General features: G+C 71.8%; 9 protein-coding genes. 3 read left to right on the forward strand and 6 right to left on the reverse strand.

The features are described from left to right. Positions 1–174: 174 nt before the first annotated feature. Positions 175–1,164, forward strand: coding sequence for a response regulator transcription factor (locus ACFXPL_RS07815; protein ID WP_384914148.1), 990 nt, complete (start codon positions 175–177; stop codon positions 1,162–1,164). Then, positions 1,164–2,636: a sensor histidine kinase gene (locus ACFXPL_RS07820; protein ID WP_384914151.1), complete on the forward strand. Its 1,473-nt coding sequence runs from the start codon at positions 1,164–1,166 to the stop codon at positions 2,634–2,636. The genes ACFXPL_RS07815 and ACFXPL_RS07820 overlap by 1 nt, the downstream gene beginning before the upstream one ends. Before the next feature lie 157 nt (positions 2,637–2,793). Here ACFXPL_RS07820 and ACFXPL_RS07825 read toward each other — a convergent pair whose 3' ends face one another. From ACFXPL_RS07825 to ACFXPL_RS07840, 4 genes are all read right to left on the reverse strand, one after another. Then, complete coding sequence (locus ACFXPL_RS07825; protein WP_384914208.1) at positions 2,794–3,513, reverse strand: class I SAM-dependent methyltransferase; 720 nt, start codon at positions 3,511–3,513, stop codon at positions 2,794–2,796. Positions 3,514–3,609: 96 nt separating this feature from the next. Beyond that, entirely contained in the window at positions 3,610–6,081 is a 2,472-nt protein-coding gene (locus ACFXPL_RS07830) for a SpoIIE family protein phosphatase (RefSeq protein ID WP_384914154.1), read from the reverse strand. Positions 6,082–6,215: 134 nt separating this feature from the next. After that, positions 6,216–8,729: an MFS transporter gene (locus ACFXPL_RS07835; protein ID WP_384914158.1), complete on the reverse strand. Its 2,514-nt coding sequence runs from the start codon at positions 8,727–8,729 to the stop codon at positions 6,216–6,218. A 255-nt stretch (positions 8,730–8,984) separates the two neighbouring features. Next, positions 8,985–9,431 carry an SRPBCC family protein gene (locus ACFXPL_RS07840; protein ID WP_384914161.1) on the reverse strand — a complete coding sequence of 149 codons (447 nt, stop codon included), beginning with the start codon at positions 9,429–9,431 and terminating at the stop codon, positions 8,985–8,987. Between the two features lie 139 nt (positions 9,432–9,570). On the opposite strand from ACFXPL_RS07840, the gene ACFXPL_RS07845 reads away from it, so the two are divergent. Further along, positions 9,571–10,644, forward strand: a complete 1,074-nt coding sequence (locus tag ACFXPL_RS07845) for an Rv2578c family radical SAM protein (protein ID WP_384914164.1) — start codon at positions 9,571–9,573, stop codon at positions 10,642–10,644. A gap of 140 nt (positions 10,645–10,784) precedes the next feature. Here ACFXPL_RS07845 and ACFXPL_RS07850 read toward each other — a convergent pair whose 3' ends face one another. Both ACFXPL_RS07850 and ACFXPL_RS07855 read right to left on the reverse strand, forming a co-directional pair. Then, positions 10,785–11,330 (reverse strand): GNAT family N-acetyltransferase, encoded by a 546-nt coding sequence (locus ACFXPL_RS07850; protein WP_384914168.1) that lies wholly within the window; start codon positions 11,328–11,330, stop codon positions 10,785–10,787. A gap of 18 nt (positions 11,331–11,348) precedes the next feature. Continuing rightward, on the reverse strand, positions 11,349–12,608 hold the full coding sequence (locus ACFXPL_RS07855; RefSeq protein ID WP_384914171.1) for a hypothetical protein: 1,260 nt from the start codon (positions 12,606–12,608) through the stop codon (positions 11,349–11,351). Between the last annotated feature and the right edge of the window lie 152 nt (positions 12,609–12,760).

The following is a 12,760-nucleotide window of genomic DNA, read 5'->3' on the forward strand; positions in this document are numbered from 1 at the left end:
AGGCGAAGGTTAGAGGAACACTAAGGCAATGCCATGATTCGGCCGAACCCTGTGACCTGGCTCCCACTCTTGCGGAAAACGCGTTCGTCGGATTCATTTATCGTACGGTGTTCGCCCCGGCGTGAATACGGCGGAGAACTCGTGTCGGTCGAATTCGCGGAGAAACGGAAATACATGACCCTGAGGGCCTTGCTCATCGAGGACGACGAGACGATCGCCGAGCCCCTTGTCGAGGGTCTGGGCCGCTACGGCCTGACAGTGAACCGGGTGTCCACGGGCGCGGAGGGGCTGCGCGGCCCGTACGGCGACATCGTCCTGCTCGATCTCGGCCTGCCGGACATGGACGGCATCGACGTCTGCCGGGGCATCCGGCAGGTGTCGGACGTGCCGATCATCATGCTCACCGCGCGCGGCACGGAGGCCGACCGGGTCCTGGGGCTGGAGCTGGGCGCCGACGACTATCTCGCGAAGCCTTTCAGCGTACGGGAGTTGATCGCCCGGATCCGGGCCGTGACGCGCCGGACCGCCGCCTGGGCGGCCCCGGCGGGCGCGCCCCTGGACGCGCCCGCCGCCACGGGGGCCTTCGGCGGGATCCCGGCCCCGATCGGTGTGGAGGTGACGCACGGGCGCGGGGCGTTCCCGTTCCCGATGCCGACGGCTCCCCCGCCCTCCACGGCGCCCCGGGCGCGGCAGGCTCCGCCCACCCCCGCGACTCCCCCGGCCCCGGCGGCTCCCCCGGAGCCCGCGGCTCCCCCGGCCCCCGCGGCCCGACCGGCGGCGGCCCGGCCGTCGGCGCCAGCGGAAGCCGCTTCCACGGGCGCGCTGATCGTCGACCGGCGCACCCGTCAGGTGTGGATCGGCGAGCGGTCGGTGATCCTCACCCCCAAGGAGTTCGATCTGCTGGCCCTGCTGACCGAGGATCCCGGCGCTGTCTACTCGCGCCAGCAGATACTCGACCGGGTGTGGGACCCGAACTTCCACGGTCCGACCAAGACCCTGGACGTTCATGTCGCCACACTGCGGCGGAAGTTGGGGAATCCGGCGTGGATCCAGACACTGCGCGGGGTAGGGTTGCGGCTCGCCGTGAGGGCCGATCCGCACCCGGAGCACCAGGGTTCGGCCGGCGCCGAGCACGCCTTCGATCACCCGGGGTCACGGTTCTGATGACACAGAGACTGCTGGTCAGCTATCTGACGCTCGCCGCGCTCGTCCTGATCTGCCTGGAGATTCCGCTCGGCTACGTCTACAGCGCCGCCGAGCGCGAGCGCGCCACCAACGCCGCCCACGAGGAGGCCGAGTCGATCGCGGACTACGCCTCGCTCTCCCTCGCCTACGGCCGCCCCGAGGAACTCGCCGCACAGGTCACCGCCTGTGCGAAGCGCATCGGCGGCCGGGTGCTGGTCGTGGACCCCGCGGGCGACCCGCTCGCCACCTCCCACCCGCTCGACGCCGACGAACGGGCCGGCCTGGCCGAGCGTCCCGAGATCTCCGCGGCGCTGCTCGGCGGCAACGGCGCCGATGTGCGGACCTCCTCGATCGGCGGGGTCAACTGGCTCTCGGTGGCGGTCCCGGTCCGGCACGGCGCCACACTCCAGGGCGCCGTACGGCTCATCGTTCCGACCGACGCCATCGCGCGCGACGTCCACCAGGTGTGGCTGGGCCTCGCGCTCGGCGGGGTCGGGGTGCTGATCGCCGTCGGTACGGTGGCGTTCGCGCTGGCCCGCTGGATCGGCGGTCCCATCCGTGAACTGGAGCGCGCGGCCCGTACGTTGGCGGGCGGCAGCCTGACCACCCCGGCGTCCGTCACCACGGGACCGCCCGAAGTGCGGGTGCTGGCCGCCACGTTCAACCGTACGGCCGCCCTGCTGGAGCATCTGCTCGCCTCCCAGAGCGCGTTCGCCGGCGAGGCGTCCCACCAGCTCAAGACACCGCTCGCGGCGCTGCGGCTACGGCTGGACAACCTGGAACCCGATGTGCCGCCGCATCTGCGCGCCAACCTCAACGCCGCGATGACGGAGACCGAGCGGCTGGCCAGGATGGTCGAGGGGCTGCTCTCGCTGGCCCGGATGGAGGAGACGGCGCTCACCCCCGAGCCGGTCGATCTGGACGAGGCCGCGGCGGAGCGCGTCCACGCGTGGAGCGGCCTGTACGAGCAGCACGGCGTACGGCTGCTGCTGCTCGGCGATCCGATCGGCGGGGCCCTGGCCGTCCCCGGGGCCGTCGAACAGATCCTGGACAACCTGCTCTCCAACTCCCTGCGGGTGGCGCCGATGGGGAGCACGGTCACGGTGTTCCGGCGGCTGCGCGGCAACGGCGCGGAACTCCATGTCGCCGACCAGGGGCCCGGGATGACCGCGGAACAGCGGCGGCGCGCCTTCGACCGGTTCTGGCGGGCGCCCGACGCGCCGAAGGGCGGCACGGGCCTCGGGCTCGCCCTGGTCCAGCGCCTCACCCTGGCCGGCGGCGGCGAGGCGCTGCTGCTGCCCGCGCCGGGCGGCGGCCTGGAGGCGGTCATCCGGCTCCAGACGCTGACGCCCCGGCGCTCCGGCGGGTTCCCGCTGCCCATCCCCCACCCGCGCCGCCGTCCGACGGCCGGCGCGAAGGCGGGGGCGGGGGTAGGGGCGGGCGACGCCTGACCGGCCCCGCGCGGACGGCCCACGTACAGCGGCCCACGTGCAGCGGCCGACGCGCACCCGCGCCCGTACACCCGCGTCCCCGCACCCTCATCCGTACAGCCGCGTCCTTACCGGTGCGGGCGGCGGCCGTACACCTGCCCCTTACGGCCGCCGCCCGTCACTGTCCGGCGAGGACGAACCAGCGCGCGGGCAGGTCGATACGGGTGCCGTCGGACAGGTGCTCGGTCTGCGGGAGCGCGGTGTCGCCGCTGGCGAGGATCTCCAGGCCGGCCCCGCGCAGCAGTTCGGGCACCTCCTCGTCGGTCACGCCCGCCGGTTTGAGCCCGTGGTCGAAGACCCGGCGCAGCTTCCGCGGCGGGCCGCCAGGACCCTCCACCGCCCCTTGGAGCACCGCCTTGGAGGCGGGGGTCAGCTCGGCGACGAAGGCCCGGCCGCGCGTGCCGACCAGCTCCGCGACGGCCGCCGCGACCGCGGGCCGGTCCTGCGGATCGCTCTGGTGGATCACGGCGCGCATGTAGACGTTGGTGTCGCCGGTGCGCTCGCGCAGCGCGCGTACGGCGTCGTGGTCGACCAGATTGAGCTGTTCGAACTCGGCCGTTCCCGTGCTGTCGGCGCGGCGCGCGTGTGCGATCGCCTCGTGCGAGAGGTCCACCCCGATCGCGCGGGCGAAGCGGGTCGCGAGGTAGCGCGTCTGGGTGCCGTTGCCGCAGCCGAGGTCGACCACGGGCAGTGAGGCGTCGGCGTGCGGCAGGAGCAGTTCGCTGTGCGGGACCGAGCTGAGCGACGGGTCGCAGTCCCAGATCGCCTCGCCCGGCGCGTCGGAGGTCTCCCGCCAGTAGCCTTCCCAGGATTCCCGGTAGCGCGACGACACGTCCATGTCGGTCCCTCCCATGTACGGCTCACCAGGCGTGAGCTGTCGCACCCTGGAGTACCGTCCGTGGGACGTGGGGGGCAAGAGGGCCTGGTGTTTCCTTCACCTGCCCTTCGCACGGACACACGCCGTGCGCGGAAGTGCCTGTTCGAACCAGACCGTCTTGCCGTGTGCCGAACTGCTGCTGCCCCACTCGCGGGCCAGTGCGCTCACCACCCGCAGTCCGCGGCCGAACTCGTCCGAGCGGCCCGCGCTGAGCAGGGTGGCGGGCGCGGGCTCGTCGTCGAGGACCTCGCACAGCAGGGCGTCCGTACGGACCAGCCGCAGCACGACCCGGTGGGAGCGGGCATGGTTCACGGCGTTGGTGACCAGCTCGCTGACCATCAGTTCGGCCGTGTCCACCACCGTGCCGGGCAGGCCCCAGTCGAGGAGCCGGTCGCGTACCAGCCGCCGGGCGCGCCCCACCTCGCGCGGGTCCAGGGCGAGTTCGTACTCCACCACGTCGTCGGCCGGGATGCCGTTGAGCCTGGACATCAGCAGTGCCACGTCGTCCTTGCGCCCGCCGCGGGTGTTCAGGGCGCGGATGATCGTGTCGCAGGCGTCGTTCATCGAGGCGGCGGGATGGGCGGCGGAGGCGCAGAGCGCCGCGAGTCCGTCCCCGATGTCCTCCCCGCGCACCTCGACCAGGCCGTCGGTGCAGAGCACCAGCCGGTCGCCGGGACGGATCCGTACGGTCACGGTCTCGAAGGCCACGCCGCCGACGCCGATGGGCGCTCCGGTCGGCACGTCGAGGACTTCGCTGCTGCCGTCCTCGGCGCGGACGAGCACCGGCGGGATGTGGCCCGCGTTGGCGATCTGGACCTCGGAGCGGATCGGGTCGTACACCGCGTACAGACAGGTGGCCAGGTACTGTTCGCCGAGGCGCTGCGCCAAGTCGTCTAGATTGCGGAGCAGTTGGGCGGGTGGCATCTCCATGGTGGCCATCGTCTGGACGGCGGTACGCAACTGGCCCATCATCGCCGCCGAGTTGAGGCCGTGGCCCATCACGTCCCCGACGACCAGCGCGGTACGCGATCCGGGCAGCTTGACCGCGTCGAACCAGTCGCCGCCGATCCGGCCCAGCCGGGTGCCGGGCAGATAGCGGGTGGCGATGTCGCATCCGGCCATGCGCGGCGGGACCTGCGGCAGCATGCTGTCCTGGAGCGTCTCGGCGACGTTCTCCTGGTAGGTGTACATGCGGGCGTTGTCGAGGACGAGCCCGGCGCGGGCGGCGAGTTCGGCGCCGGTCGTGCGGTCCATGGTGTCGAACGGCTCGCGCTCGGGCCGCCGCATCAGCACCATGAAGCCGAGCACCACGTCGCGCGCCTTGAGCGGGACGAGGAGCATGGAGCGGTGGTTGATGAGGGGCCGCAGGTCACGTTTCTCGAACTCGCCCGAGATCCGGTTGCCCTGCTCCTCGCTGATCCGGGGGATGAGGACGGGCTCGCCGGTGACCATGCACTGGAAGAACGGGGTGTGTTCGGGGAAGGCGATGGCCTCGCCGACCGGGACCGTGTCGTCCCAGCGGCCCGGCTCGTCGTTGTGTTCGACCCAGACGCGGTGCCAGATGGTCGTGACGTCGGGCGGCCCGTCGGGGAACCCCTCGCCGGCCAGGACGGCGGCGCGCAGGTGGGTGCCGGCGAAGTCGGTGAAGCGGGGCACGGCCGCGCTGGTGACCTCACGGATGGTGCGGGCCAGGTCGAGGGAGCTGCCGATCCGTCCGCTGACCTCGTTCAGGAATTCGAGGCGCTCGCGCACCTCCGCGTACTCCAGGTCGAGTTCGGGCCGGGGCGCCGCCCGCCGCCGGTACGGTGCCGTCTCCGTCTCGGGCTCGGCGCGCCCCGGACGGCCGGGCGCCCGTTTCGGCACACCCCAGTCGGGGGTGACGGGGACCCGTTCGTGATGACTGAACTCCAGCACGGGATAGCCGAGTTCGAGGACCTGGGAGACGATGCGGCCGGCTGCCGCGGGTCCCATGTTCGGCAGGATGTCCGGCAGCCTTCTCGCCAGCCGGTCTGCGTCGGGGAACTCCGTGTGCAGCGCGAAGGCCGGGGTGATCCGCAGCGCGCCGCCGTCCGGATCGCCGGTCGCCCCGCCGTCCGCCGAGCGGAACTGGGCCGCGTCGGCGGCGAGTACGAGATGGCGGCCGGGGCCCGGCCCGACCAGGGGATAGGCCCACCAGAGCACGTCGAGCCTGCCACGCCCCGGCTCGGAGAGCTTGGCGCACCCGGCGGTCGCGTAGGAGCCGAGAGTGTGCAGCGCGGGCCCCAGTTCGTCCTGGCCGTCGCGGTCGTCACGGCCGTCGTAGGCCCCGTGGGCCACGCTCGGCTCGTCCTGCGCGAGGGCTCCGGCCACCGGCATCAGATCCGCCGCCAACTGGCCGACCGCCTCGTCCCGCGTGGGCCCGAACAACCGTCGGGCCCCGCTCGACCAGTGCGACACCAGACCGTTGCCGTCCACGACGACCACGGCGAGCGGAATCCGGCCGGCCGCCGCGAATTGCTCCGGCGGCCCCGGCGGAATACCCCTGTCCATGGGTGGGAGGCTCCTTCCCTGCCGCCAGGATCCGCGGCTCCGCCTCCACGGTACGCACTCCGGCACTGGTTGCGCCGGGCAATGAACTAATAGGTAGTGCGCCCGCGCACAACCCTTTGTCCATTGAATTTCGGTCAGTCCTCGTGGCCCAATTGAAGATCGCGTTCGGTGCGCCCGCCGCCCGCCATCCGGAGCACGGTGGCCACCGGCGGATAGCCCGCCGCGATGACCGTGTATTCGCCGGAGGAGAGGTCGACGAAGCGGAATGTGCCGTCGGCGCCGGTGGTGAGGGTGTCCACCACGTTGCCCGCCGCGTCGAGCAGGGTGACCCGGGCGTCCTCGACGGGACGGCCGCCCCCGGCCCGTACGGTCCCCCGCAGCACCGCCCCGCCGGCCAGCTCGATGTCCTGCCGGGTCTCCCGTGAGGCCTGCACGGTGACGGGGAGCGCGGCGGGCCGGAAGGCGGGGGCGCTCGCGGCGAGGGTGTATTCGCCCGCCACCAGCTCCGAGATCACATAGCCGCCCTCGCGCCCGCTGCGGGTGGTCGCCACGACGTCTCCCCGCACGTCCGTGAGGGTCACGGCGGCGTCCCGTACGGGGGTACCGTCGGCGGTGACCACGGCGCCCGCCAGACGCCCCGCACCGCCGAGCACCACGTCCAGCTCGACCGGGCGTTCGCCGACGGTCACCGTGACGGCCTGTGGCTGGTGCCCGCCGGCCGCCGCGATCATCACGTACGAACCGGCCCCGGGCACGCTCAGCGCGTACCGCCCGTCCGCGCCGCTCGCGCCACGCCCGATCTGGTGCCCCTGGACGTCGATGAGGGTGAGCGCGGCGCGGGGCACGGTGGAGCCGTCCGGGTGCTGGACGGTGCCGCAGACGGCCACGCCCGGGACGTACGCGGCGAGGGCCGGCGGGCCGTACGCGGCGGGCGCCCCCGGCAGCCGCGGCGCCCCGGCGGCCGGCTGGGCGACGCGGGGCAGGGGGACCGCGACCGGCTCGGCGGCGGTGGGCTCGGCGGCGGAGGCGTTCTGGGACACCAGCGGTTTCTCCTTGAGGCAGAAGGCGGTCAACAGGCCGAGCGCGAGCACCGGCACGAGGTAGAGGAAGATCCGGGGCATGGCGTCCGCGTACGCCTGGACGTAGCCGTCGCGCAGCGCGGGCGGCAGGGCGTGGACCATCTGCGGGGTGATGGACTCGGGGCTCGGCAGTCCGGCCCCGGCGGGGACGCGGTCGGCCAGTGCCTCGGCGAGGCGGCCCGCGAAGAGCGTGCCGAAGACGGCGGCGCCCACGCTGCCGCCGATCTGCCGGAAGTAGTTGTTGGCGCTGGTGGCGGTACCGAGGTCGGCCGGGCGTACGGAGTTCTGCACGGCCAGCACCAGCACGGGCATCACCAGGCCGACGCCGAGCCCGAGGACGGCCTGCGCCACCCCGCAGGCGAAGCGGGAGGTGTCGGCCTCCAGCCGGGACAGCAGCCACATGCCGACGGCCGCGAGCGCGGAGCCGAGCACCGGGTAGATCTTGTAGCGCCCCGTACGGCTGACGAGTTGCCCCGCGACGATGGACGAGCAGACGATGCCGCCCATCATGGGCAGCATCAGCAGCCCGGACTCGGTGGCGCTGGCCCCGTCGACCATCTGGAGGAAGGTCGGCAGATAGCTGGCGGCGCCGAACAGCGCCACGCCGGCGATGGCGCCCAGGAGTCCGGTGACGTTGAAGACGGAGTCGCGGAAGAGGCGCGGCGGGATGATCGGTTCCACGGCGAAGCGCTCGGCCACCAGGAAGAGCAGCGTCGTGACCGCGGCGCCCGCGGCCAGCCCCAGGATGACGCGGGAGCCCCACGCGTACTCCGTACCGCCCCAACTGGTCAGCAGCACCAGGCAGGTGGACGCGGCGGCCAGGAGCAGCGTCCCGAGGATGTCGAGGCGGGCGCGGGCGGCGGGTCTGGGGAGCTTGAGGACCACGGTGACGACGGCGAGGGTGAGCAGGCCGAAGGGCACGTTGAAGTAGAAGCACCAGCGCCAGGAGGTGTGGTCGGTGAAGAAGCCGCCGAGCAGCGGCCCGGCGACGGAGGAGAGCCCGAAGGCCGCGCCGATGAGCCCCATGTACCGGGCGCGCTGCCGGGGCGGGACGATGTCCGCGATGATCGCCTGGACGCCGATCATGAGTCCGCCGGCGCCGGCTCCCTGGAGGGCGCGGAAGGCGATGAGCTGGTCCATCGTGCGGGACCGGCCGGCCAGCGCGGAGCCGATGACGAAGACGACGATCGCGAACTGGAAGACGCCCTTGCGGCCGAGGAGGTCGCCGAGCTTCCCGTAGACGGGCAGGCCGATCGTGGCGGTGAGCAGATACGCGGTGATCGCCCAGGACATCCGGTCCAGGCCCTGGAGTTCGCCGACGATCTTCGGCAGCGCGGTGGCCACGATCATCTGTTCCAGCGAGGCCAGCAGCAGGGCGAGCATCAGCCCGAGGAAGACCAGGCGGGTCCTGCGGGGGCTGAGCGGGGCGGCGGGGGCCCTCCCGGGGGCGGGGGTGTCCGGTCCCGTGCCGTACGGGGCGTGGAGCCCGTCGCCCGGCCCGCCGTGGGCGGCCCCGCCGTCGCGTTCGACGACCGGTCCGCCTTCCGTCACCAGAGTGGTCCCACCCACGTACTGCTCCCCTCGTCGCACCTGCGCGGCGTCATTCTTCGCATTGGCCGCCGAGCAGGAGCAAGCGGGAGGCTCTCCCCCGAAGAGGAGTGTGACGGGGGGAAGTTGAGGGGAAAAGGTGGCAACGGGGCGCCCATCAGGGGCTTTCCCGCGACGCCGCACGCCGGGGGCGCACCACCGCGCCGCGGGGAAGACCACTCGAAACGGTGAGCCCGGGAACCCCCGAGCGAGACCCGGTGCCGGGCCGGACGGGGGTCAGCCCTTCTCGGTCTCCGTGGCGAGCTTGGCCAGCAGCTCGTCGTAGATGCGGGCGAGCCCCTTCGGGGCGAAGGTCCGCTCGAAGAAGCCGCCGACGCCTCCGGCGCCGTCCCAGACGGTGGAGACGACGGCCTTCGCACGGCCCTCACCTGCCGGGGTGACGGTCCAGGTGGTGACCATCGAGGAGTTGCGGTCCTTCTCCACGAGGCGGCCGTCGCTGGGCTCGGTCACCTCCAGCAGGCAGTCGCGCACGCGCTTGCTGGTGGCCTGGAGCTTCCAGTGGACGAGGGTGCCCTCGCCGTCGCCGCCCTCGCGGACCTCGTACTCGCTGAACTGCCCCGGAAGGAGCTTCGCGCGGGTGTTCTCGTAGTCGGCCAGAGCATCGAACACCGTCTCCGGGTCCGCCGCGATGATTCGCTCCGTCGTGGCCTCGACCTGCGCCATGGCTCTTCCTCCAGCACTCGGTTCTTAAGTGGGGTGCGGCCACCCAACCACCCCCCGGCACGCCCGCCCAAATCCGGGCCGGAAGCGATCAAGGGAACAAGTGTTCTATTCTGACGTCAGTGCTACCGAGGAGGCACCCATGCGCTGGGACAATCTGACCGAAAGCCCACCCGACACCCCGGGGACCGGAGCACCCGGGACGCCGGGACCGCCGTACGGGGAGATCGCGCTCTTCGGCACGGACGCGGTGACCACACGTACGTTCGACACCCCTGAATTCCGAGGCATCACGTTCCACGAGATCCGGGCGCGTTCGATCGTGAACCGGGTGCCGGGCGCGTCCCGTATGCCGTTCGAATGGACGGTGAACCCCTACCGGGGCTGCACCCACGCCTGCGTCTACTGCTTCGCCCGAAAGACCCACAGCTATCTCGATCTGGACACCGGTCTGGGCTTCGACTCGCAGATCGTCGTCAAGATCAACGCGCCGGAGCTGGTACGCCGCCGGCTCGCCTCCCGTCAGTGGCAGGGGGCGCACATCGCGATGGGGACGAACGTCGACTGCTACCAGCGGGCGGAGGGCCGTTACCGGCTGATGCCGGGCATCATCGCGGCGCTGCGCGACCGCGCGAACCCGTTCTCCATCCTCACCAAGGGCACGCTGATCCTCCGCGATCTCGATCTGCTCCGGGAGGCCGCCGCCGTCACCGACGTCGGCATCTCGGTCTCGGTCGGCTTCACCGACCAGGAGCTGTGGCGCACGGTCGAGCCCGGCACGCCCTCCCCCGAACGCCGCCTGGACGTCGTACGCACGCTGACCGGCCAGGGCATCGACTGCGGGGTACTGATGGCCCCGGTCATCCCCTTCCTCGGCGACCGCCCCGAACAGCTCAGGGAGACGGTACGGGCGATCGCCACGGCCGGGGCCACCTCCGTGACCCCGCTCGTGCTGCACCTGCGGCCGGGGGCACGCGAGTGGTTCATGGCGTGGCTGGCAGAGCACCATCCGTATCTGGTGGCCCGGTACGAGCGGCTGTACGCGGACGGGGCGTACGCGCCGAAGTGGTACCAGCGCCGGATCACCCGCCAGGTCCACGAACTGGCCGACGGGTTCGGCATCGGCCCGGCGGGCCGGGGCGCGGCACGCCGCATCCGTACCGCTCCCGAGGCACCGCCCCGGGAGCCGGGCGCGACCCAGCTCACGCTGCTGTGACCGGGGCGGACAGTCTCCGCCACACACAGCGGCCCCCTGTTTCCTGAGGCGAGGGCCGGTTGACCGTGACTCCGCATGCTTCCCACTCCGGCGGCGGCCCGCCTCCAGCGGGAGACGGGCCGCCACGATGCGGACTCGGGCTACGCGGGCCGCAGGATGCGGAGCATGGTCGCGTACACAGGGGCATCAGGGAACGGCTGTTGGTCGCCGATGTTCTCGTACCCCCACGACTCGTACAGCGTCTTGACCTTCGGGTGGGTCGGCTCCACCAGGAGCGTCACGCGTTCCTCCGCGCGACCGGACAGCAGCTCTTCATGGATGCGCACGGCCGTTCCGGTCTTGCGCCACGGCTGGCGCACCATCAGCTCGAACAGGGCCATGGTCCGCGTGCCGTCCTCGGCCGTCATCGCCTCTGGCAGCGGCTGAAGCATCCCGGCCCACCAGCGGGAGCGGGGCGGGAGGGGGGATCCGTAGGCGTAGCCGACCGGTTCTTTACCGTCCCAGCCGATGACGACCTCCCAGGGGTCGCGGGAGACGTGGCCTTTCAGCCGCTCCTCGAACCGCTCGACGGAAAAGAACGGGTCGGAGAGCCGGTCGGCGTAGGCCTCGGCGTACACGTCCGTGAGCGTCTGCCGGATGGTGTCGAGATCCTGGCTGCCGTAGCGGCGCAGTTCCACGGTGGTCACGTGGCGGTTCCTTCCGGGTCAGGCGGTGCGGGCGTTCCATTCACGGGTGGTGCGTGCGCCCGGTGCCGTGATGTTGAGCTTGGAGGTGAAGGTGGTCAGCAGGTGGGGAATGCGGCCGGTGTTGGTGGAGCCGGGCGGGGGGATGACGCTGACGGCGGTGGTGCATGCCTGTTCGGCTTCGCCCTGGGCAAGCTGGGCGAAGGCGATGTGTACGGCGTAGTAAGCGCGGTTTCGGTGCTGGTCGGGGCGCAGAGCGGCGATACAGCGGTGAAGGTGGTACTCGGCGCGCTCGGGCCGGCCCAGCCGCAAGTAGGTGATGCCGACGAGGCCGTCGAGTTCGCTGTGGGTGTAGAAGTCCATGGAGGCCGGGCGCCACTCGCCGCGGTCGGCACGCTCGAACGCCGTCTCTGCCCGCTCCAGCGCGTTCAGCGCGCGAGGGTGGTCGCCGGTCCCGGAGAGGGAGACCGCCAGACGTGCGTGGCTGAGCGAGGCATATAGGGGGTCTCTGCGGTGCACGCTGGCGGACATGGCGGCCTCGGAGGCGGCCACGGCGTCAACCCAGCGTTCCTGCTGGCCGGCGAGCATGGAGGCGTACCGCCAAATCTGGTGCTGCACCTGCCCGTCACCCGAGAGGCCCGCGAGGGTGACCGCCTTTTCCATGTGTCGCTGGGCGCGGTCGAGTTGGCGGGAGTCGACGGCTGCCCACATGGCGGTTGCGGTGAAGGTGGCCGCGAGGGCGTACAGGCGGGAGCGGATCCGTGACGTCGCGGTACCGGTGCGCTGGAGTTCTTCGGTGCGGTCGCTGAGTCGTACGGCTGCCTTCTCCAGTGTGGGGCCGCCGCCGTGCTGGTCGTCCATCTCCCAGAGGTCTGCGAGGTTTTGGCGCAGGCGCTGGACGTCCGCGGTACCGATCGTGAGGCGTGCGGCAATGGGGGTTGCGGCGAGTGTGGCGGCCGGGAGGCAGGTCACGAAGGTCCGGCGGTGCAAGTGGTCCTCCGACGGGGCCAAGGAGGTGAGGGCGGCCGGGGTCTTTCCCCGTGGCATGAACCCTAGTTCGGTGGCATCCAGGCCAGTGACCTGCTCCAGTGCCACTCGGGTCGCCGTGTTGGGCCACTTCACCCGGCCCGACTTCCAGTCCCGTACCGTGCGACCGTCGAACCTCCCTGAGCGTCCGGTGATGTGTTCGAGTGCCCTGTTCAGGTCCCGGGCAAGGCTGTTGGAGCTGTGACCATGTTCGGCCATCCACGCTTCGAGCGCTGTGTTACGCGTGGGGTCCATAACCGCACGATACGGGATGGGGCACCCGCCTAAAGGTAAGCGGATGGCCAAAACCCCCTAGGGCGTGTCCGCAATGTCGGTTGGTCGTTGGTCCGTTCGTGGTGCGTCGTCATGAAGTGACTGATCAGGCCTGGGCAGTGATCGGGCCGTTG

The sequence above is a fragment of the Streptomyces sp. NPDC059092 genome, assembly GCF_042756365.1.
Classification (GTDB): Bacteria; Actinomycetota; Actinomycetes; order Streptomycetales; family Streptomycetaceae; genus Streptomyces.

Excerpts from the sequence above, each read along its gene's own strand:
- ACFXPL_RS07815 (WP_384914148.1), top strand. The coding sequence starts at position 175 with ATGACCCTGAGGGCCTTGCTCATCGAGGACGACGAGACGATCGCCGAG.
- ACFXPL_RS07855 (WP_384914171.1), bottom strand. The coding sequence starts at position 12,608 with ATGGACCCCACGCGTAACACAGCGCTCGAAGCGTGGATGGCCGAACAT.
- ACFXPL_RS07825 (WP_384914208.1), bottom strand. The coding sequence starts at position 3,513 with ATGGACGTGTCGTCGCGCTACCGGGAATCCTGGGAAGGCTACTGGCGG.
- ACFXPL_RS07845 (WP_384914164.1), top strand. The coding sequence starts at position 9,571 with ATGCGCTGGGACAATCTGACCGAAAGCCCACCCGACACCCCGGGGACC.
- ACFXPL_RS07830 (WP_384914154.1), bottom strand. The coding sequence starts at position 6,081 with ATGGACAGGGGTATTCCGCCGGGGCCGCCGGAGCAATTCGCGGCGGCC.
- ACFXPL_RS07820 (WP_384914151.1), top strand. The coding sequence starts at position 1,164 with ATGACACAGAGACTGCTGGTCAGCTATCTGACGCTCGCCGCGCTCGTC.
- ACFXPL_RS07840 (WP_384914161.1), bottom strand. The coding sequence starts at position 9,431 with ATGGCGCAGGTCGAGGCCACGACGGAGCGAATCATCGCGGCGGACCCG.